The following is a 19,300-nucleotide window of genomic DNA, read 5'->3' on the forward strand; positions in this document are numbered from 1 at the left end:
GTTGCGCAGCAGGGCGGCCAGACTCGCCAACCGCAGCACGAACGCGTGAACGACGCGAAACCCCACAGCCACGCCCCGGCCGGCATCAGCCGTGCCGATGCCGGGCGAGGGGCGGGGCACGTGGAGTGAGCGCGCTCGCACGGCTACGGGCGTCACGGGCGCTCGAACCGCCACCGGAGTCCTCAGGCGGCGGCCGCCCGGTACGGCGGGAGCGCGAGCGCGGTGACGACCGTGCCGCGGTGCACGACCCAGGAGCCGGTGCGGACGGCGGGATGGTGCGGGTGCCGGGCCGTGAAGGTGCCGTCGGCGTGCACGGTGACGGAGATGGCCGCGAGCGGCGCCCAGGTGCCGGTCAGCGGATGGACGGCCTTGTAGGTGGCCTCCTTGGCGCTGAACAGGACGGTGTCCCACGGGACGCAGCCCCCGGGCAGCACGGCCAGCCCACTCCGCTCGGCTTCACTGCCGACCAGCTGGAGCACACCCCGGGGGAGCGGCCGGGCGGGCTCGGCGTCGATCCCGAGCGAGGCGAGGTCCCCGGTGCCCGCGACGGCGCAGGCCGTGTACCCGTCCGTGTGGGTGATGCTGCCCGTGACGCCCGCCGGCCACCGGGGCGCCCCTCCCGGCCCGGGCAGCAGCGGCACCGGCGGGTGCCCGAGAGCACCGAGGGCCTGGCGGGCGAGCATCCGGGCGGTGGCGAACTGCCGGCGGCGGCGCGGCGATCGGTCGTGGATGTACGCCGCCTCCAGCGGCAGCAGCCGGGCCTCGGCCGGGGCGCCGAAGGCCTCGGCACAGTGGACGTGGGGCGGGAGCAGCGCGGCCAGGACGCCGGCCGGGGCGGTGGTGGTCACGGTCGTGTCAGCGGCCGGCCGTGACCAGCAGGTGAGTGTGGTGCGCGATGTGCTGCGGAGTCTCCAACGGCACCATGTGGCCGGCGTCGGGAATCCGGTGCAGCTCGGCGTGCGGCAGCGCCGAGACGAGCTCCTGGCTGAACACGGGCTTCACGATCTTGTCCTCGGTGCCGGTGATGACCGCGGTCGGCGCAGTGATCCCGGCCAGGCCGGCGCGCTGGTCCATCTCCTGGGTCGACGCGAAACAGGCCGCCCGGGTCGCCGGCAAGGTGGCGGCGAACAGCCGACGGTTGGCCTCCCGCGCCGGCAGCGAGGCGCCCGGTCCGTGCGTGCCCCCGAGCAGCCGGCGTCCCAGCCACGGGGTCCGCAGCGCCCGGCTGAACAGCTTCGACCCCATCATCTTGACCTCGTTCGCCGGGGTGTTCTGCCCGTGCGAAGCGGTCGACACGAGCACAAGCCCCGCCAGCCGCTTGCTGGTTGCGCCACCCCGCCCGGCGGACAGCCCCGCCGCCCAGGCCAGTGCCGCGTACCCCCCGCCGGAGTGCCCCACCACCACGACCGGCCGCTCCGGCGTGGTGAGCGTCCCCACGACGATGTCCAGGTCCCGCGCCAGCCGCTCGATGCTGATCGGCTCCCGCCCGGACGTCGACGAGGCGTGACCCCGCTGGTCGTACGTGGCCACCGTGTGTCCGGCCGCCGCGAGCTGGTGCGCGGTGGCGTGCCACACGGTCCGGGAGGCGGCCCAGCCGTGGACGAGCAGCACCAGCGGCCGGCTCGGGTCGGGCTCGCCCGGCTGGTGGACCGTGATGGCGAGGTGCGCGTGATCGTCGGTGGTCGCGGCGTGGTCGGTGGTGGTGACGGCGTGCTGGGCGGGGAGCGCGGGGATTTCGGTGATGGTCACGGGGGGCCTCCTTTTCCGGTGTTGTTTTCGGTTCTTCTATTCGGGGTTTTGGTTGTTGAGGTGGTGGTGGAGGTTGGTGAGGGCGTTTTGGGTGGCGGTGGTGTGTTTGGTGGTGAGGTTGGTGAGTTTGTTGAGGAGTTTGGCGAGGTGGTGGGGTGTGGTGGTGAAGGTGATGGTGAGTTGGGTTTGGGTGTTGTTGTTGTGGGGGGTGAGGGTGTAGGTGGTGGTGCCGTGGAAGTGGCCGGTGTGGGTTTGGGTGAGTTGGGTGTGGGGGGTGATGTGGGTGGTGGTGGAGGTGAAGTGGAGTTTGGGGCCGGGTTTGCCGATTCCGTTTGTGTGGATGGTGGTTGTGGTGGTGCCGCCTGGGTGGTGGGGGGCGGTGGGGCCGGGTTGGTGGGTGTTGTGGGGGTGCCACCAGGTGGTGGTGCCGTTGAGTTCGTTGATGAGGGCGTTCCAGACGGTGTGGGTGGGGTGGTTGAGGAGGGTTTGGTCGGTGTGGTGGATGGTGTGCATGGGGGGCCTTTCGGTGGGTGGGGGGTTGGTGGGTTGGGGGTTTTGGTGGGTGGGGGGTGGTTGTGGGTGTTAGGGGAAGATGTTTTGGCCGGGGGTGAGGGTGTGGGTGGGGTCGTAGGTGTTTTTGGCGGTGGTGAGGGTGGTCCAGTGGGGGCCGTAGTGGTTTTGCCAGTCGGTGGGGGTCATGTTGGGGATGGCGCCGACGAGGTAGCGTTTTGCGCCGAGTTGGGTGGCGCGGTTGTAGAGGGTGCGGTTGCGGGTGAGGGCGGGGGTGGGGTTGGTGTCGGGGTGGGGGAAGGCGAGGAAGTCGAAGAGGTAGGTGATGGGTTCGGTGGGGGTGATGGCGAGGGGGTGGGTGAGTTTGTTGGTGTGGAAGGGGTAGCAGAGGAGGAGGCCGGCGCCGATGTCGTCGGGGGTGATGTGGGGGAGGGCTTCGGTGAGGAAGGTGGGGGTGGTGGAGGCGGGGAGGAAGAGGGAGAGCCAGGGTTTGGGGGCGTTCCAGTAGCCGAGGTTTTTGATGGTGTCGGCGAAGGTGTCGGCGCGGTAGGTGTATTCGCGGTAGGTCTGGTCGGTGATGTCGGTGGTGGTGGGGTTGAGGCCGGTGAGGAGGGGGGTGGGGTCGGGGGGTGTGGTGCCGTTGTAGTGGGCGACGGCTTCGATTTTGTAGCGGGGGGGTTGGCCGGTGGGTTGGATGAGGATTTCGCCGACTTGGGAGGGGAAGCGGCCGTCGGCGAGGAGGGTTTGTTGGTCGGTGAGGAAGGTGTTCTGGTTGTCGTAGGTGAGGGTGAAGACGCGGGCGTTTTGGGGGGCGGGGACGAGTTTGACGGTGGCGCGGGTGATGATGCCGACTTGGCCGGCGCCGGCGAGGGCGGTGTGGAAGAGGTCGGGGTTGCGGGTGGGGGAGGCGGTGAGGATGCGGCCGGTGCCGGTGACGATTTCGATGGATTCGACGGTGTCGGCTTGGAGGCCGTGTTTGTGGACGGTGGAGCCGATGCCGCCGACGCTGATGGTGCCGCCGATGGACAGGTGGAGGTAGTCGGTGAGGCAGGGGGGTGTGAGGTTTTGGGTGAGGGCGGCTTCGGTGAGTTGGGCCCAGGTGACGCCGGCGTCGACGGTGGCGTTGGTGGGGGTGATGGTGTGGATGCGGTTGAGGGCGCGGGCGTTGATGCTGATGCCGCCGGCGACGCCGGCTTGGCCGTAGTTGGAGTGTGATTCGAGGTCGTTTCCGGTGCCGCTTTGGCCGTTCATGGCGACTTTGAGTTGGTTGCGGCGGGCGAAGTTGATGATGGTGGCGATGTCGGGGGCGCCGGCGGGGTTGAGGACGGCGTAGGGGGTGGTGGTGGTGAGGCGGCCGAAGTCCTGGGCGTAGGCGGTGCGGGTGGTGGTGTTGGTGGTGAGGGTGCCCTGGATGGGGGGCAGGGGGGTGATGCAGCCGGGGGGTGTGGGGGTGTTGGTGGTGGCCCAGGTGCGGGTGGTGGTGTTGAAGCCGATGACGGTGGCGGCGGCGCCGGTGAGCAGGGCGCGCCTGGACAGGGCGGGGCGGTTCATGCGGGGTGGCCTCCTGGTGGATGGCGTGGACGAGGTGGTGGATTGTCGGTAGGTCGTGGGCAGGGGCGTGGGCGGGCCGGGTTGGTGTGGCCTCCGGTTCGGGGGCTGGGGGGTGGCCGCTTTGGGTGGGCGGTTCCTGAAGTCCCGTTTGTTTGGGGCTGGTTGTGGTGGGTGCCGGGTGGTTTCGGGCGGGTGGTGCCGGGCGGGTGGTGATGGTGTTGCCCTGGGCGGGCGGGGCTGCGGTGGCGGCGCGGTGGTGCGGGTGGTCTCGGGGCCGCTGGGCCGGGCCGGGTCGGCCGGTCGGTGTCCGGGCCTTCGGACTGATCGCACCGGTCCCATCTGCCGGCTGTACCGGCCTCATCAGCCCTGCCAGTCGTACTGATCGCACCGGCCCCGTCGGCCCTACCGGCCTTACTGGCTGAGCCGGTTGTGCTGGTGCGGGGCCGGCTGCTTGCCTGGCGGCTGTACCGGGCCATCGGTCGTGCCGGTCCTCCTGGCTGTACCGATCGCATGGGCCGTCGTTTCTGCTGACCGCACCGTTCCTGCCGGCCCGATTGGCCCCATCTGCCTGCCCTGTCGGCCCTGCCGGCCGCACCGGCCGCCGGTCCTACCGGCTGTACCGGCCCCACCTGTCGGTCTCACCAGCCCTGCCGGCTGTACTGATCGCACCGGCCCCACCTGTCGGTCTCACCAGCCCTGCCGGCTGTACTGATCGCACCGGCCCCGTCGGCCCTACCGGCCTTACTGGCTGAGCCGGTTGTGCTGGTGCGGGGCCGGCTGCTTGCCTGGCGGCTGTACCGGGCCATCGGTCGTGCCGGTCCTCCTGGCTGTACCGATCGCATGGGCCGTCGTTTCTGCTGACCGCACCGTTCCTGCCGGCCCGATTGGCCCCATCTGCCTGTCCTGTCGGCCCTGCCGGCCGCACCGGCCGCCGGTCCTACCGGTCGCACCGGCCCCACCTGTCGGTCTCACCAGCCCTGCCGGCCGTATTGATCGCACCGGCCCCACCTGTCGGTCTCACCAGCCCTGCCGGCCGTATCGCTCGTGTCGGTCTCACCGGCTCTGCTGGTCCTGTCGTTCCTGTTGGCTGTGCCGGCTTTGTCGGCCGTGCCGTGCCGTGCCGTGTGGCGGTGCCGTGTGGCGGTGGTGGTGGCTGGTGGGTGGGTGGGGGGTGTTAGGGGGTGGTGGTGTGGTTGGTGTGGGTGGCGGTTTGGTAGTTGGTGAGGTCGAAGGTGCGGGTTTGGTGGTGGAAGCGCCAGGTGTAGGTGGGCCAGATGGAGGGGTTGTTGCCTTGGGTGTCGGTGTACCAGCTGTGGCAGCCGCCGGTGTTCCAGACGGTGTTTTTGAGGCGGGTTTGGAGGGTGTGGTTGTAGGTCTTCTGGGCTTCGGGGTGGACGTCGAGGGTGGTGAGGTGGTGGGTGTGGAGGGTTTTGAGGGCGGCGAGGATGTAGGTGATCTGGGCTTCGATCATGACGGTTTGGGAGGAGTGGCCGAGGGTGGTGTTGGGGCCGAGGATCATGAAGAGGTTGGGGAAGCCGTGGATGGTGGTGCCGCGGTGGGCGGTCATGCCGTGGGTGTTCCAGGTGTCGGCGAGGGTGTGTCCGTTGCGGCCGTGGATGAGGCGGGCGATGGGGCGGTCGGTGGCGGTGAAGCCGGTGGCGAGGATGATGGTGTCGATGTCGCGTCGGGTGCCGTCGGCGGTGGTGATGTGGGTGGGGCCGATGTGGGTGATGGTGTCGGAGATGATGTCGACGTTGGGTTGCTGGATGGCGGGGTACCAGGTGTTGGAGAAGAGGAGGCGTTTGCAGCCGACGGTGTAGTCGGGGGTGAGGCGTTTGCGCAGGGCGGGGTCGGTGACGGATTTCTTGAGGTGGCCGGCGGCCATGTTCTTCATGCCGGTGGTGCGGGAGGGGCGGGACATGAAGAACGCGACGATTTCGCGGCCGTGTTTGTTGAAGGCGCGGCGGAAGCGCTGGTAGCCGGGGAGGTGGCGCAGCATCCAGGTGTGGCGGGGGGTGTTGGGTTTGTCGGGTTTGGCGGCGACCCAGGGGGGTGTGCGCTGGTAGAGGTCGAGGCGGGCGACGTCGGGTTGGATGGCGGGGACGAACTGGATGGCGGAGGCGCCGGTGCCGATGACGGCGACGTTGCGGCCGGTGAGGTCGTGGTCGTGGCGCCAGCGGGAGGAGTGGAAGACGGTGCCGGTGAAGGTGTCGAGGCCGGGCAGGTCGGGGATGGCGGGGTCGGAGAGGTAGCCGGTGCCGGTGACGAGGACCTGGGCGGTGTAGCGGCCGTGTTTGGTGCGGATGTCCCAGTGGTGGTGGGTGTCGTTCCAGGTGGCGTCGAGGAGTTCGTGGTCGTAGCGCAGGTGGGGGTCGACGCCGTAGCGGGTGGCGCAGTCCTTGAGGTAGGCGTGGACTTCGGCCTGGGTGGCGAAGGTGGACTTCCATTCGGGGTTGCGGGCGAAGGAGAAGGAGTAGAGGTGGGCCTGGACGTCGCAGGCGCAGCCGGGGTAGGTGTTGTCGCGCCAGGTGCCGCCGAGGTCCTGGGCGCGTTCGAAGACGAGGAAGTCGTTGATGCCGGCGCGCAGGAGGCCGATGGCGGTGCCGAGGCCGGAGATGCCGGCGCCGATGACGGCGACTTTGAGGTGGCGTACGGCGAGGTCGGCGCCGGGGTGGGTGGCGGCGGTCGTGCCGGTGCCCGCGGCGGCGGTCGTGGTGTCCGTGGTGCCGGTGGTGCCCGTGGCGGCTGTGCCGGTGGTGGTGTTGGTGGGGGTGGGGGCCACCCCCGCCGCCGGGGTGGTGGCGGGGGCCGCTGCGGCGGTGCCGGTGCCGGTGCCGGTGCCGGTGGCGGTGGTGGGGTGGCTGGTGGTGGTGCGGTTGGGGGCGGGGGTGGTGGTCATGGCGTCGGTGTCCTCTTCTGGGGTGTCCTCGGTGGGCCTGGGGGTCAGGCGCGGCGGGTGAGGGTGACGCGGAAGTTGTTGAAGATGTGGTCTTCGAGGGTGTAGGCGAAGATGTCGAGGTAGCGCTCGAAGCGGGCGACGGTGGTCTCGTCGGTCATGGTGACGGCTTCGTCGCGGCGGGCGGCCAGGAGCTGGAGCCAGGCGCGGCAGGCGCGGGCGAAGGACTCGGGTTCGTTGCGGATCTCGGTGACCTCGAAGAGGCCGTCGAGGCCGGCGGCGAGTTCGGGCAGGCGCGGGATGTGGCAGCCTTCGAACTCCTCGCGCTGGAGGAACTTGAGGTCGTCCAGGAGCTGGCGGCGCAGCGGGGGGTTCTCGACGGTCATGGTGTGCAGGACGAAGCGGGCGCCGGGCTTGAGCAGGGAGTGGACCTGCTTGAAGAAGACGCGGTAGCGCTGGGTGCGCTCCTTGGGGGTGAGGGAGGAGAGCACGAAGTGTTCGAGGGCGTTGATGCAGAACGCGGCGTCGTAGGGGGCCTGGCCGTCGGCGAGGCGGTGGTCTTCCCAGCTTTCGACGCGGGCTTCGATGGCGGGGTTGGCGAGGGCGTCGACGAAGTCGGCCTGGGTGCGGGAGAGGGTGACGCCGACGGCCTTCTTGACGCCGTGGACGGTGGTGAGGCGGTTGAGCATGGTGCCCCAGCCGCAGCCGATGTCCAGGACGGAGTCGGTGTGGGCGGCGCGGGCGAGGTCGGTGAAGGCGTCGAGCTTGCGTTCCTGGGCCTCGTCGAGGACGGCGACGAGGTCCTCGCCGTCCTCCCAGTAGCCGCCGGAGTACATCATGGTGGGGCCCAGGATGAGCCGGTAGAGCTCGTTGGGGACCTCGTAGTGGTGGCGGATGGCCTCGACGTCGGGGTTGATGGAGCGGGCTTCGACGGTGGTCATGGGATGGGGCCCCTCGGTTGACGGTTGTGGAATGGGTGGTCGGACGGGATGCGCAACGGCGGGCGGGCCGGGCCGTGGCGGGCGGCCGGCCCGGTGGAGCCGGGTGGGCCTGGCCGCCACGGCCTTCGGCATGGTTGCCGTGCGGCCGATCCGGTTGCCCGGTCGGGCTGTGTTCTTGTCCGGGTCCGGACCGGCGGTGCCGGCCGGGGTGGGCGGCCCTGTCGGGCCGAGGCCTTGGTGCCTGCCGTCCCCGGGCGGCTGTGGTGCTGCCCGGTGTGCGGCGGTGGTTCGTGTCGAACGGGGTTGTTCTCCCGGGTGGTTGACACTGCCCGGGTTGAACGCGGGTGGTTGGTGCTGCCCGGGGTGAACGGCCGGGCCGTGCGGTGTTCTTGGTGTCTTGCGGGACCGGGTGGTGTGCCCGGTCGGCCGCCGTTCCCGGGCCGTTGGTGCCGCCCGGTGTGCGGTGGTTCCTGTGAACCTGGCTGCGGTGCCGGGCGGCTGTGGTGCTGCCCGGTGTGTGGCGGTGGTTCGTGTCGAACGGGGTTGTTCTCCCGGGTGGTTGGCACTGCCGGGGTTGAACGGTCGAGCTGTTCGGTGTTCTTGGTGCCCGGGTGGTGCCGGTGGTGCGTGCCGAGCGGTTCGCCCCGGCGGCCGTGGAGCGGTGGTGGCCGGTTTTGCCCTGGGGGGCGGTTGTTGCGGTGGTGCGGGCCCGGTTCGCGGCGGGTGCCGGCTGCCCGGACGGCCGTCGTACCGCAGCCGTTCCGCTGCCGTAGCGCCGTGCCGTCGTACCGCAGCCGTTCCGCCGCCGTAGCGCTGTACGGCGGGCCGTGGTCGTGCGGTCGTGCCGCCGTGCCGCCGTAGGTCGGTGCTGTGGTCGTGCGGGCGGTGGTTGTGCGGGTTGGGGTGGTGTGCGTGCGGGTGCGGTGTGTTGTGGGTCAGGTAAGCGTGTGTCTCGCAAGCGGTGCGCAAGGGGGGTGGGGGTGGGTGGGTTGCGGGTTGGTTGCATGGGGGCGGGTTTCATGCGGTTTCGGCAAGACACGTGGCTCCCACGGCCTGTCGTCGGGGGTGCTCCGGTTCCTGGGTGGTGTTGTCTGCTGTCCGGGGGTTGTGCCGTGTTGTTCCGCAAGGGGTCCGTTGTGCGGGCTCTCGCGTTGGTCTCGTCCGTCCTGCTCTGTCTGTCCTGTTCGTCCTGTCCGTTTCGCTGGTCCTGTCTGCTCGTCTGTCGTGGTTGTCCGTGTGCCGTGTGTGGCGGTCCGTTCGTTCGTCCCCTTGGTGTGTCGGTGTGGTGTGTTGCCGGGGGCGGGGTGCGGTGGTGTCCGCTCGGGGCCCGGCCGGCGGGCGGGCGGGCGGGCGGGTTCGGGGGCGGGGGTGCGGGGTGGGTGGGGTGGTGTGGCGGGGTGGTGCGGCGGGGTGCGCGGTGCGGGTTTTCGGGTGCTTCCTTGCCGGGGCGCGGGGTGCTCGTTATGCCCTGTTCGTTCCCGGGGCGCTTGGGGCGTTCGTCCTGGCTTTGTCCGCCTGCGGGTGGTCGGGGTGTGGGGCGGGGTTCCGGGGGTGTCTTCCTGACCTGTTCTTTCGGCGCGTTGATGGCGCCCACTTGAGAGGTGGGCGTGGAGAGGAACGATCACTGATGTCTCAGATCCCCACGATCGAGGACCTGGCCCAGCAGCTTCAGGCGGTTTCCGGTGCTCAGGAGATCGACGCGGACGCGGCGTTGCAGCACATCGCGGACGTGGACTCGCTGGACCTGATGGAGTGGCTGTACGGCTTCCAGAACCAGTACCCGCACATTCCGGCGGACGAGTCGCTGTTCGCGGACATCGACGACACCACGACGCTGCGCGTGGTCCACGAGCGGATCCTGGCGCTCGTGCCGGCTGCCGGTAACTGAGACCCCGGCCAGCAGGGGAGAGAGAGGGGTCGGGTGGTGAGCGGTTTCGACGTCACCGGCTGGGGCATGTCGGTGCCCGAACGTGTGGTGACCAGTGCCGAGCTCGCGCAGCGGTTCGGCGTGGACGAGCACTGGATCGTCTCGCGGTGCGGGATCCGTGAGCGCAGGGCGGTGGGTGAGGGGCAGACCACGGCGTCGATGGCCGTGGAGGCCGGGCGCCGGGCCCTGGAACGCGCGGGCCTTTCGGGTGCGGACATCGCGCACCTGATCGTGGCGACGGCCACTCCGGAACAGCCCTCGCCGGCGACGTCGGCGTTCGTCCACGACGAGCTGAAGATCGCCGGCAGTGCGCACGACGTGAACTCCGAGTGTGCGGGGTTCGTGTATGCGCTGGTGACGGCGGCGGGCCTGCTGCACATGGATCCGCGTCCGATCCTGGTGATCGGCTCGGACACGCACACGCTGACCGCGAACCCCGCCGACCGGGACCTGTCGATCCTGGTCGGTGACGGTGCGGGTGCGGTGGTCCTGCAGCCGGGTGCGGTGGAGCGGATCAGGGCGTGGAACCTGGGCGCGGACGGCTCGTGCAAGAACAGCCTGAAGGTCCTGGCGGGCGGCTCGCGTATGCCGACCACCGCGCAGACCGTCGCCCAGGGCCTGCACTACGCGCAGATCAACGGCAACGAGATCTACCTGAACGCGGTGCGCTACACGGTGCGTACGATCCGCGAGACGCTGGAGCAGGCGAAGATCACGCCGGCTCAGGTGGACCATGTGGTGCCGCACCAGGCGAACATCCGGATCATCAACTCGGTGCTCTCCCACACCGGTATCCCTGCCGACCGGCTGGTGACGAACCTGGAGCGTTACGGCAACACCGCGTCGGGGTCGATCCCGATCGCGTTGGCGGAGGCGCTGGACAGCGGGCGGATCAAGGACGGTGACACGGTGCTGCTGGCCGGGTTCGGTGCGGGTATGACGTGGGGTTCGGTCCTGCTGACGTGGGGAGGGGTGGCGCGGTGAGCGGCAAGGACGTCTTCGGTACCCGTCCGCAGGCTCCGGTGGCGTTGGTCACCGGTGCCTCCGGGGGGCTGGGCAGTGAGCTGGCGCTGGCGTTGGACGCGGCGGGCTGCCGGGTCGCGGTGCACTACAACAGTTCCCGTGAGGGTGCGGAGAAGGTCGCCGCGCAGCTGGTCAACGATCATGTGCTGGTGACCGGGTCGGTCGCCGACTGGGACGCGGTCGGGGTGATGTACGAGCAGATCAAGGCCGCGTTGGGGCCGGTGGACGTGCTCGTCAACAACGGGGCGATCCGCAAGGACGCGCTGATGGCGATGCAGAACCCCGCCGAGTGGCGGCAGGTGATCGACACCAACCTGGTGGGTTCCTTCCACACCGCGCGGGCGTGCGTGCCGGCGATGCTGCGGGCGCGCTGGGGGCGGGTGGTGAACATCGTCTCGCCGTCGGCGCTGATCGCCACTGCCGGGCAGACCGCCTACTCCGCGTCGAAGGCGGGCCTGATCGGGCTGACCCGTACCCTCGCGGCGGAGTGCGGCCGGCGGGGGGTGACCGTCAACGCCCTGTCGCCCGGTTTCATGATCACCGGGATGACGGACACGCTGCCCGAGCACGTGGTGGCGGGCATGCGGGAGAAGGTCCCGGTGCCGCGGTTCGTGACCCCGCGGGAGGTCGCCCGCTCGATCACCCTGTTCCTCGACCAGGACTGCATGACCGGCCAGGTCATCAGCATCGATTCCGGCGCTTCCATCACCTGAGCGCCACCCCGGCCCGTCCACCGGGTCCGGGCCGTCAGGCCACCGCGGCCCGTCCGGTCCGTCCTCCGGGTCCGGGCCGCGGTCCGCAGGTCCCTTCGCGCCCCCTCGGCGTGCCCGTCCCCGTGCCGGGCACGCCGAGGGGGCGCACCTGCGTCCTGCCCACCCCGGGGGCTGTGACACCGTCTGCCGGGGGTACGCGGCAGGGACCGGGCTCCGGGCCGTCCCGCCGTCCCGCTGTCCCGCCGGTGCGGGGTCCGGGCCGTCCCGCCGTCCCGCTGTCCCGCCGGTGCGGGGTCCGGGCCGTCCCGCCGCTTCGGTCCGGGCTGTCGAGCCGGTGCGGGGTGGGCCTGGGGGCCGGTTCCGGTGGGGGCTTGTGCCGGTCTTTCGGGTGCTGTGTGCCTGCGTGCTCTTGTCCGGTTTCGTGCGGCCACCGGGATGCCGTTGCCAGGCGAACCGGGAGGATGCCGTGATCGACGAGCTCTGCCGGGATCTGCGGCTGCCCGTTCTGTGCGAGCGGTTCGTCGAGGTGGCCGCCACCGCCCGTGGTGAGCGGCTCGTCTACGGGCTGTTCCTGTCGGTGCGCACGGTGGCCTGGTGGCGTTCGAACGCCGGCCGGTTGTCGTGGTGGTTGCGGGGCGCGGTGGTTGTTCGCTGCACCCGGGGCCTGTCGGCTGGTTGCGCAACGGGGGCAGGCCGGTGCCGGTGGTCTCGCACGGGCCGGCCCGCGGCCGCGCGGCGCCGTCCGGGGCGGTGGCTGGTGGCCGGTGGCCGGTGGTGGGGTGGCGGGTGGGGTGCCGGTCACGGGGTGGGGGTGGTGGCCTTGTGGCCGGGTCCGTTCGCGGTGGCAGGGCCGGCAGGGAACGCAGGGCAGGCAGGGCAAACGGGCACGCAGCGGGCGGGGCGGGGCGGGGTGGGGTGGGTGTGCGGCGGCCCGCCGCCGCGCTTCCCGTCCCCGCCTTCAAGGGGGCGGGTCGGGAAGGACGCGGGGGCGGGCCGAACACACGGGTGGCGCCGGGATGTGCGGTGCCGGGTGGGTCAGTTGAGGGCGGCGAGCGCGGCCTCGTAGTTCGGCTCGTCGGCGATCTCCGCGACGAGTTCGGTGTACAGGACGGTGTCGTTCTCGTCCAGGACGACGACCGCGCGGGCGGTCAGGCCGGCCAGCGGGCCGTCGGCGATCGCCACGCCGTACACGTCGTGGAAGTCCCGCCCGCGCAGGGTGGACAGGGTCTTGACGTTCTCCAGGCCCTCGGAGCCGCAGAACCGGGCCTGGGCGAACGGCAGGTCGGCCGACACGCACAGCACCACGGTGTTGTCCAGCGACGAGGCCTTGGTGTTGAAGGTGCGCACCGAGGTCGCGCAGGTCGGGGTGTCGATGCTGGGGAAGATGTTCAGGACCTTGCGCTTGCCCGCGAAGTCCTTCAGCGACACGTCCGCGAGCCCCTCGCCGACCAGCGTGAACGCCGGTGCCTGGCTGCCGGCGGCCGGCAGCGTGCCACCGACCTGCACCGGGTTCCCCTTCAGCGTGACCTGAGCCATGAAAAGCCTCCTACCAGCGGTGTACGGGATGCAACGCCGCCGATCCTACTGCCCGCCCCCACCCCCGCCACGGGGCGGCCACCGAACCGGACACCCCGGGGGCGGGGGAGGAGCGGGGCGGGGGCGAGGTGCGGTGGGGCGGGCCCGGATGAGGTCGTGGAGAACGGCGGGCCGGGGGTGGAGGGTGACGCCTCGCGGGCCGCGGCCGCCCTCCTGCAGAACCCGGCCGGGGCCGGCGGGCCGGTGGACGGGGTGGGGCAGTGGTGCCGGGTGGTCCCGTCGTGGGCCAGGCGCCCGTCGTCGGCGCCCTGGAGCATTGCGCAGGCGGACACGCAGGGTCACGGCCGTGGTGGGCGGTGACGCCCCCTCACTCCTGCGGCCCGCTCCCAAGCGGGGTCAGGCGCCGCCGGCCCCGGGCACGGTGAAGGGCACCCCGGTCAGTTCCTGCGACACCTCCCACAGCCGCCGCCCCACCGCCTCGTCCTGCGCCCGCGGCGCAGGCGAGGTCCGCACCGGCGCCCCGCGCAGTTCGCCCATCCCGCCCGGCCCGTACAGCTCCCCGCCCCGCACGTTCGGCGCGGTCGCCGCGTGCAGCTGCGCCAGCGCCCCGCGTGCGGGCGACTGCGCGAGCGGGCGCAGCAGGTGCCCGAACAGCAGCCGCACCCCGCCGACCGCGCCGGCGCGGGGCAGGCCGGTGGCGGCGTAGCCGGGATGGGCGAGCACGCTGCGCACGGGGCTGTGGGCGGTGTTCAGGCGGCGGTGGAGTTCGAGGGCGAAGACGGCGTTGGCGAGTTTGGACTGGTTGTAGTGGCCCATGGGGGAGTAGGCGTGTTCGCCGGTGAGGTCGTCGAAGTCGATGCGGGCGCGGCGGTGGTTGGCGGAGGTGACGGTGACCACGCGCGGGTCGCGGCCCTGGGTGAGCAGGTCGATGAGGTGGGCGGTGAGGGCGAAGTGGCCGAGGTGGTTGACGGCGAACTGGAGTTCGTGGCCGTGGGGGGTGAGGGTGCGTGGGGGTGCCATGACGCCGGCGTTGTTGACCAGGACGTCGGGGTGCGGGCCGTCGGTGCGCAGGCGTGTGGCGAAGGCGTGCACGGAGTGCGGGTCGGCGAGGTCCAGGCGGTGTACCTCCAGCAGGGCGTCGGGCTGTTCGGCCGTCACCAGGGCGGCGGCGCGGTGGCCTTTGGCCTCGTCGCGCACGGCGAGGACGACGTGGGCGCCGCGGCGGGCGAGGGCGGTGGTGGTGGCCAGGCCCAGGCCGCTGCCGGCGCCGGTGACGACGAACACCCGCCCGCTGGGGTCCGCGGCGCGGGCGGGGCTCGGGTTGCTTCGGATCATACGGCTCACGCTGCCCTGCGTGTCACCAAGTGTCAAGACTGTCGTTCGATGCCGAGTGTGGCGTGGGGGCTAGGATGGGCCGGTGACGTCCCGACCCGCCGCCACCCTGGCCCAGCGCAAACGCCAGCTCGTCGCCGACGAACTGACGCGGGCGGCGCTGGACCTGCTGGCGCACGGCGGGTTCGACGCCGTCACGGTCGACGAGATCGCCACCGCCGCGGGCGTGTCCAAGCGGACGTTCTTCCGCTACTTCGCGTCCAAGGAGGACGTGGTCGTCCAGTTCCTGGCCGCCCTCGGCGCCGCCATGTGCGAGGAGCTGGCCCGCCGTCCGGCGGCGGAGCCGCCCTCGGTGGCGCTGCGGTGCGCGGTGTGGCGCTGCGTGGAGGACTGCGCCGGCCACGAGGAGCGCGCCCGCAGCGTGGTGCGGCTGATCCTCTCCACGCCCGCCCTGCTCGCCCGCTTCCTGGAACGCCAGGCGCAGTGGCGCGACGAACTCGCCGCGCAGCTCGCGGTGCGCCTGGGCCTGGACGCCGGGCGCGAGCTGTACCCGCGGCTGGCCGCGGACATGGCACTGGCGGCCTTCCACACGGTGCTCCAGCGCTGGAGCGCCGCCGAGGGCGGTGGCGACGTGCACGGCGGTGGTGAGGGGGCGGACGTCGCCGCGCTGACGGAGAACTGCTTCGCCGTCATCGCCCCGGCCCTGGACGCCGTCGTGCGCACTCCCGCCCCGGGCCGGGCCCCCGCCCGGGCCTGACCCCCCGGCGGACAAGGAGGGCCGCCGGGCACGGGCGGGGCGCCGTGACCGGCGGCCCCGGTCCCAGCGGCCCCGGCGCCCGCCCGGCCCGGCGGCCGGCCACCCGGCCATCCGGCCGGTCGTCTTCGGTGGGGGTGTCGCGTTCGGGTGTGCCGGGCACGGCCCGGCGGGCGGGAGCAGGCCCGGGAATGCGTCCGCACGCCGTGGCGCCCGCGCACTGCTCCACGGGCGCCACGGCGTGCGGTGTGCCGGCCGTCACCGCACGGGTGCGGCCACCGGCCTCGGCGGCAGGGTCAGTTGAAGACCAGGACGTCGGTGCGCATCGGCAGCGGACTGTTCCAGCCGATGCTGATCTTGAAGGTCACCACGCCGTTGCCGGGCGCGATGCTCGACACCTGGAAGGGCGCGGCACCGACGAACCGGTTCCCGTTGGAGTCGATCTCGGAGGCCGTGATGACGACCGTCGAGTCGATCCCGATGACGTTCCACGGGATCTGCAGGTTGAAGGTCCCGTTGCCCGGGCTCCACGTCCACCAGGCCCGCCACACGGCGCCGACGTTGCCGCCGATCGCCGCGAGGCCCTCGTCCCGGCTGTCGGGCTGGGAGCTGTCCGCGATCTGCGGCACTCCGGAGGCGGAAGGTTCGACTGCGGCCATGACGGCTCTCCTCGCGCCGGGAGGGCCCCCACGAGCCCTCCGGATACTCAGAGTGTCCGTTGATGCACACAGTGTAACAATCACTCGTGCGAGTGAACCTCCGGCGCGTCATCGCACCACCCGTGCGACCACGGCCCGGGGCCGCACGCCGCCCGGCGCGCACCGCCGGCCGCCCGCCCACCGCTCACCGGCGACACCCCCGCCGCCCCTTCGCCGTGCACGACGCGCGCGCCGAGTGCGAGCGCCTGCGCGCTCCGGGCGGGCGTGCGCTTCACCCGGACCCCCGCCCCTGCCCCCTCGGGGGCGGTGACCGCTGCCGTCCCGCACGGCACCTGCGCCGGCCCCGCCCGCCACCGCCGCCACCCCGCCCGCCCCGGCACGCGCCCCGGCCTTGTGTTCGCCCCGTCCCCCTGACCACCCGCCGACCTCCGTCGGCCCCGGGAGGAAGCGCCCGGCCACGCCCCGCACCGCCCCACCGTGCGGGGCCGCGGCGGGGCGGACGGGCCGGGGCGGGACGGTCGAGGGGAAGGGGGAGGGGGAGGGGGCGGTCGGGGCGTGGTGGGCACGGCCGCGGCGGAGGGCCGCGTCGGGTGGTCAGGCGTAGCGGTCGAACAGGGCCTGCAGGTAGTCCTCCAGTCGCCCGGTCAGCACGGCGGGCGTCAGGTCGGTGCGGCCCAGTTCGCGCCAGGGCTCGGCGACCTTCTGCGCGTCGGGGGCGAAGGCGAGGGCGTCCAGCAGCCGCCAGTACAGGTGCGCGCGCCCCTCGGCGAGCTCGCGCCCGCCGGCGGCCAGGTAGCGGTCGGCGAAGTCCAGGCCCGCCCCGGGGCCGTGCAGCAGGGCCAGCGCGGTGGAGCAGTGGGCGACGTCCAGGTCGGCCGGGCCCCAGGAGGTCTCCACCCAGTCGACCACCCCGGCGACGGCGAGCCCGGCGCCCGCGCCGGTGAACAGCACGTTGCCGGGGTGGAAGTCGCGGTGCAGGAAACACGGCCGGTGCGCGGGCACCGCACCGCCGATCACCCCCACCGCCCGCTCCCACAGCCCGCCACGGGCCGTGCCTTCGGGCACGGCCACCCGGCCGGGGGCCGTCCACGCCTGCCAGGCACGCGGCCGGTCCCGCTCACCGACCCGAAGGGCGTGCACGGCGGCCAGCTGCGCGGCCAGCAGATCCGCGCGCCGTGCCGTGTCGCCGTCCTCGGCCAGGCGCACCCGGCCGGGCAGGTGCGTCATCACCAGCGACGGGTGCTCGCACACCGCCCCCGCCGCGTCCACGGCGACCAGCCGCGCCGCCGGGATGCCACTGCTCTCCAGCAGGCGCAGCACGGCCGCCTCGCGGGCCAGCAGCCCCGGCGCGTGACGGCGGTAGAACGGCTTGACGAAGGAGCGCAGCACCAGCGCGTACGAACCCGCCCGGCCGGGGCGCTGCACGTCCAGGCGGCGCATCCGCGAGGTCCATCCGCCCCGCAGCGCGCTCACCTCGGTGATGCGCTCACCGGCGGCCAGGTGCCCCTCGACCCACCGGCGCGTGCCCTCCCACCCCTGGTCCCAGTCCTCGCTGTCGATCACGGACGGCAAGCCTACGCCCCGCCCCCTGCCGGGCCCCCGACACGGCCACTGACGGAAGGTCAACTCCGGTGCAACCACGGCCCGAAGCCCACTGTTCCGACGGCTGTCGAAGTTTGACAGGCGGGGTGCGCCCGGGGTTGGCTGAGGGCCGATCCGCACACCACGGGTCCGCACACCACGGGTCCGTGCGCCGCGGGTCCGCGTGCTGCCGGCCGTACGTACAAGGGGGGCCCGTCATGCCCAGGAGCGTCGTCTTCGAGACCACCGGGGGACCGGAGGTACTGGCCGTGCGCGAGTGCGACCTGCCCGAGCCCGGGCCCGGCGAACTGCGCCTGCGCGTGGCCGCGATCGGCCTCAACCGCGCCGAGGCCCTCTTCCGTGCCGGCACCTACCTGGAGCAGCTGCGCCTGCCCGCCACCCTCGGCTACGAGGCCTCGGGCACCGTGGAGGCCGTCGGCGAGGGCGTCACCGGCTTCGCGCCCGGCGACCGCGTCGACACCGTGCCCGCGTTCTCCCAGAACGACTACGGCGTCTACGGCACCCACGTGCTGGTCCCGGCCCGCGCCGCCGTCGCCCACCCCGCCGGGCTCACCCCCGCCCAGGGCGCCGCCGTGTGGATGCCCTACCTCACCGCCTACGGCGCCCTCGCCGAGGACGGCCACCTGCGCCCCGGCGACCACGTGCTGATCACCGCCGCCGCCTCCGGCGTCGGCCTCGCCGCCATCCGCACCGCCCGCCGTCTGGGCGCCCACCCCATCGCCACCACCCGCACCCGCGCCAAGGCCCGGCACCTGCTGGACGCCGGCGCCGCCGAGGTCCTCGTCACCGGCGAGGACGACCTCCTCGCCCGCGTGGACGCCGCAACCCGCGGACGCGGCGTGCGCACCGTCTTCGACCCCGTCGCCGGACCCGGCGTCCTCGCCCTCGCCCGCGCCGTCGCCCCCGGCGGACGCGTGATCGTCTACGGCCGCCTCGACGCGCGCGACACCCCACTGCCCGGCCAGGACACCTTCGCCCCCGTCACCAGCCGCTTCTACAGCATGCACGAGGTGACCCGCGACGACGAACGCCTGCGCCGCGCCCACGCGTTCGTCACCGCGGGCCTGGCCGACGGCTCGTTCACCCCCGTCATCGACCGCGTCTTCGAGGGCCTCGACACCGTCGCCGAGGCCCACCGCTACCTCGAAGCCGGCACCCAGATCGGCAAGATCGTCCTGACCGTCGGCGACTGACCGGCCCTCACCGCCCCCACACCTGCCCGGCCTCCGCGTCGGCGGCGGCCACCACCGCCGCCAGCAGACCCGGGAACCTGCGCTCCAGCTCCTCGCTGCGCAGCGCGTTCATCTTGGTGGTGCCCACGTAGTACTGGCGCAGCAGTCCCGCCTCGCGCAGCACGCTGAAGTGGTGGCTGGAGGTCGAACGCCCGACCGGCAGGTCGAAGGAACCGCAGCTGAGATCGGCTCCCGAGTGCGCGAGCGTGCGCACCACCGTCCTGCGGGCCGGATCAGCGAGCGCCTCCAGCACCTGCTGGACGCTCACGTCCTCCACACCAGGGTGCACGATCACCCGCGCCGCCACGCGTGCCCGTCCCACACCCACCACCCCTTCCCAACGCTCGACCCCCGTTCGCCTGATGGTCAAAGACCGCGCGGTGTGCGCGACTTCGCGTGCACGACGCTACCAGGGCCGATCGCCTCACTTCCCGCTGTCCGGGCCGGGGGGTGAAGCGGATCGCGAGCGGCGCTGCGGCGTGTCCGAGGCCGTTCACCAGCCTTCGGGCGGCCACCGTCCGCCACACGCCCCACACGCCCCACACGCTGTGCGCGCGTGGCGGGCCGGCATCCGTGCGGCCGGGGCCGTGCCCCGCGGCGGGCGCCGGGCGCCGCGCCGCAACCTGCGCCGGCCCGGGCCGGTCGCCGTGCTCACCGGTGTCCTCCCGGCACGCCCCGGCCTTCGGGGCGGGAAGGACGCCGACGCAACACCCGCGCAACACGCACCCGCACCCGCAGGGGCCGGCTGTCACGGCAGGCCGCGCGCAGGAGCCGAAAGCGGCGCCGGCGCGGGCACCGGGGGAGCGGAGAGGCAGCGGAAAGGGCCCCCGCAGGGGCACACCCGGGGCCGAGGACGCAGAGGAAAAGAGGGTGCG

The 19,300-nt window shown here is 72.6% G+C and carries 16 protein-coding genes; 5 read left to right on the plus strand and 11 right to left on the minus strand.

Annotated features, from left to right (window positions below; genetic code table 11):
• Positions 1 to 182: 182 nt before the first annotated feature.
• From ACIRRH_RS21265 to ACIRRH_RS21290, 6 genes are all read right to left on the minus strand, one after another.
• A complete protein-coding gene (locus ACIRRH_RS21265) occupies positions 183 to 848 on the minus strand; it encodes a 4'-phosphopantetheinyl transferase (RefSeq protein WP_403069515.1) in 666 nt (221 codons plus the stop codon).
• A 7-nt stretch (positions 849 to 855) separates the two neighbouring features.
• Positions 856 to 1,749 carry an alpha/beta fold hydrolase gene (locus ACIRRH_RS21270; protein ID WP_403069518.1) on the minus strand — a complete coding sequence of 298 codons (894 nt, stop codon included), beginning with the start codon at positions 1,747 to 1,749 and terminating at the stop codon, positions 856 to 858.
• Between the two features lie 36 nt (positions 1,750 to 1,785).
• Entirely contained in the window at positions 1,786 to 2,262 is a 477-nt protein-coding gene (locus tag ACIRRH_RS21275; protein WP_403069521.1) for a hypothetical protein, read from the minus strand.
• Positions 2,263 to 2,331: 69 nt separating this feature from the next.
• Entirely contained in the window at positions 2,332 to 3,810 is a 1,479-nt protein-coding gene (locus tag ACIRRH_RS21280; RefSeq protein WP_403069524.1) for an FAD-binding protein, read from the minus strand.
• Between the two features lie 1,174 nt (positions 3,811 to 4,984).
• Complete coding sequence (locus ACIRRH_RS21285) at positions 4,985 to 6,709, minus strand: flavin-containing monooxygenase (protein ID WP_403069527.1); 1,725 nt, start codon at positions 6,707 to 6,709, stop codon at positions 4,985 to 4,987.
• A 44-nt stretch (positions 6,710 to 6,753) separates the two neighbouring features.
• Positions 6,754 to 7,647: a class I SAM-dependent methyltransferase gene (locus ACIRRH_RS21290; RefSeq protein WP_224279083.1), complete on the minus strand. Its 894-nt coding sequence runs from the start codon at positions 7,645 to 7,647 to the stop codon at positions 6,754 to 6,756.
• A gap of 1,627 nt (positions 7,648 to 9,274) precedes the next feature.
• Here ACIRRH_RS21290 and ACIRRH_RS21295 point away from each other — a divergent pair.
• The 3 genes from ACIRRH_RS21295 to ACIRRH_RS21305 are packed head-to-tail and all read left to right on the plus strand — an operon-like array spanning position 9,275 to position 11,310.
• Positions 9,275 to 9,535 carry a hypothetical protein gene (locus ACIRRH_RS21295; RefSeq protein ID WP_224279085.1) on the plus strand — a complete coding sequence of 87 codons (261 nt, stop codon included), beginning with the start codon at positions 9,275 to 9,277 and terminating at the stop codon, positions 9,533 to 9,535.
• Between the two features lie 36 nt (positions 9,536 to 9,571).
• Positions 9,572 to 10,558: a 3-oxoacyl-ACP synthase III family protein gene (locus ACIRRH_RS21300; RefSeq protein WP_403069531.1), complete on the plus strand. Its 987-nt coding sequence runs from the start codon at positions 9,572 to 9,574 to the stop codon at positions 10,556 to 10,558.
• Complete coding sequence (locus ACIRRH_RS21305) at positions 10,555 to 11,310, plus strand: SDR family NAD(P)-dependent oxidoreductase (RefSeq protein WP_403069534.1); 756 nt, start codon at positions 10,555 to 10,557, stop codon at positions 11,308 to 11,310. The genes ACIRRH_RS21300 and ACIRRH_RS21305 overlap by 4 nt, the downstream gene beginning before the upstream one ends.
• 1,035 nt (positions 11,311 to 12,345) lie before the next feature.
• On the opposite strand, the gene tpx is transcribed toward ACIRRH_RS21305, so the two are convergent.
• Both tpx and ACIRRH_RS21315 read right to left on the minus strand, forming a co-directional pair.
• Positions 12,346 to 12,846: a thiol peroxidase gene (tpx, locus tag ACIRRH_RS21310; protein WP_403069537.1), complete on the minus strand. Its 501-nt coding sequence runs from the start codon at positions 12,844 to 12,846 to the stop codon at positions 12,346 to 12,348.
• 396 nt (positions 12,847 to 13,242) lie between these two features.
• Positions 13,243 to 14,181: an oxidoreductase gene (locus ACIRRH_RS21315; protein WP_403069540.1), complete on the minus strand. Its 939-nt coding sequence runs from the start codon at positions 14,179 to 14,181 to the stop codon at positions 13,243 to 13,245.
• An 82-nt stretch (positions 14,182 to 14,263) separates the two neighbouring features.
• Here ACIRRH_RS21315 and ACIRRH_RS21320 point away from each other — a divergent pair, with 82 nt between their 5' ends.
• Positions 14,264 to 14,935 (plus strand): TetR family transcriptional regulator, encoded by a 672-nt coding sequence (locus ACIRRH_RS21320; protein WP_403069543.1) that lies wholly within the window; start codon positions 14,264 to 14,266, stop codon positions 14,933 to 14,935.
• Positions 14,936 to 15,228: 293 nt separating this feature from the next.
• Here ACIRRH_RS21320 and ACIRRH_RS21325 read toward each other — a convergent pair whose 3' ends face one another.
• Positions 15,229 to 15,591, minus strand: coding sequence for a hypothetical protein (locus ACIRRH_RS21325; protein WP_403069546.1), 363 nt, complete (start codon positions 15,589 to 15,591; stop codon positions 15,229 to 15,231).
• 594 nt (positions 15,592 to 16,185) lie between these two features.
• Positions 16,186 to 17,154, minus strand: coding sequence for a phosphotransferase family protein (locus ACIRRH_RS21330; RefSeq protein ID WP_403069549.1), 969 nt, complete (start codon positions 17,152 to 17,154; stop codon positions 16,186 to 16,188).
• Between the two features lie 236 nt (positions 17,155 to 17,390).
• On the opposite strand from ACIRRH_RS21330, the gene ACIRRH_RS21335 reads away from it, so the two are divergent.
• Positions 17,391 to 18,386, plus strand: coding sequence for a zinc-dependent alcohol dehydrogenase family protein (locus ACIRRH_RS21335; RefSeq protein ID WP_403069552.1), 996 nt, complete (start codon positions 17,391 to 17,393; stop codon positions 18,384 to 18,386).
• Positions 18,387 to 18,393: 7 nt separating this feature from the next.
• On the opposite strand, the gene ACIRRH_RS21340 is transcribed toward ACIRRH_RS21335, so the two are convergent.
• A complete protein-coding gene (locus ACIRRH_RS21340) occupies positions 18,394 to 18,747 on the minus strand; it encodes an ArsR/SmtB family transcription factor (RefSeq protein ID WP_403069555.1) in 354 nt (117 codons plus the stop codon).
• Positions 18,748 to 19,300 lie beyond the last annotated feature (553 nt).

It is taken from the genome of Kitasatospora sp. NPDC101235, assembly GCF_044767505.1.
GTDB lineage: Bacteria > Actinomycetota > Actinomycetes > Streptomycetales > Streptomycetaceae > Kitasatospora.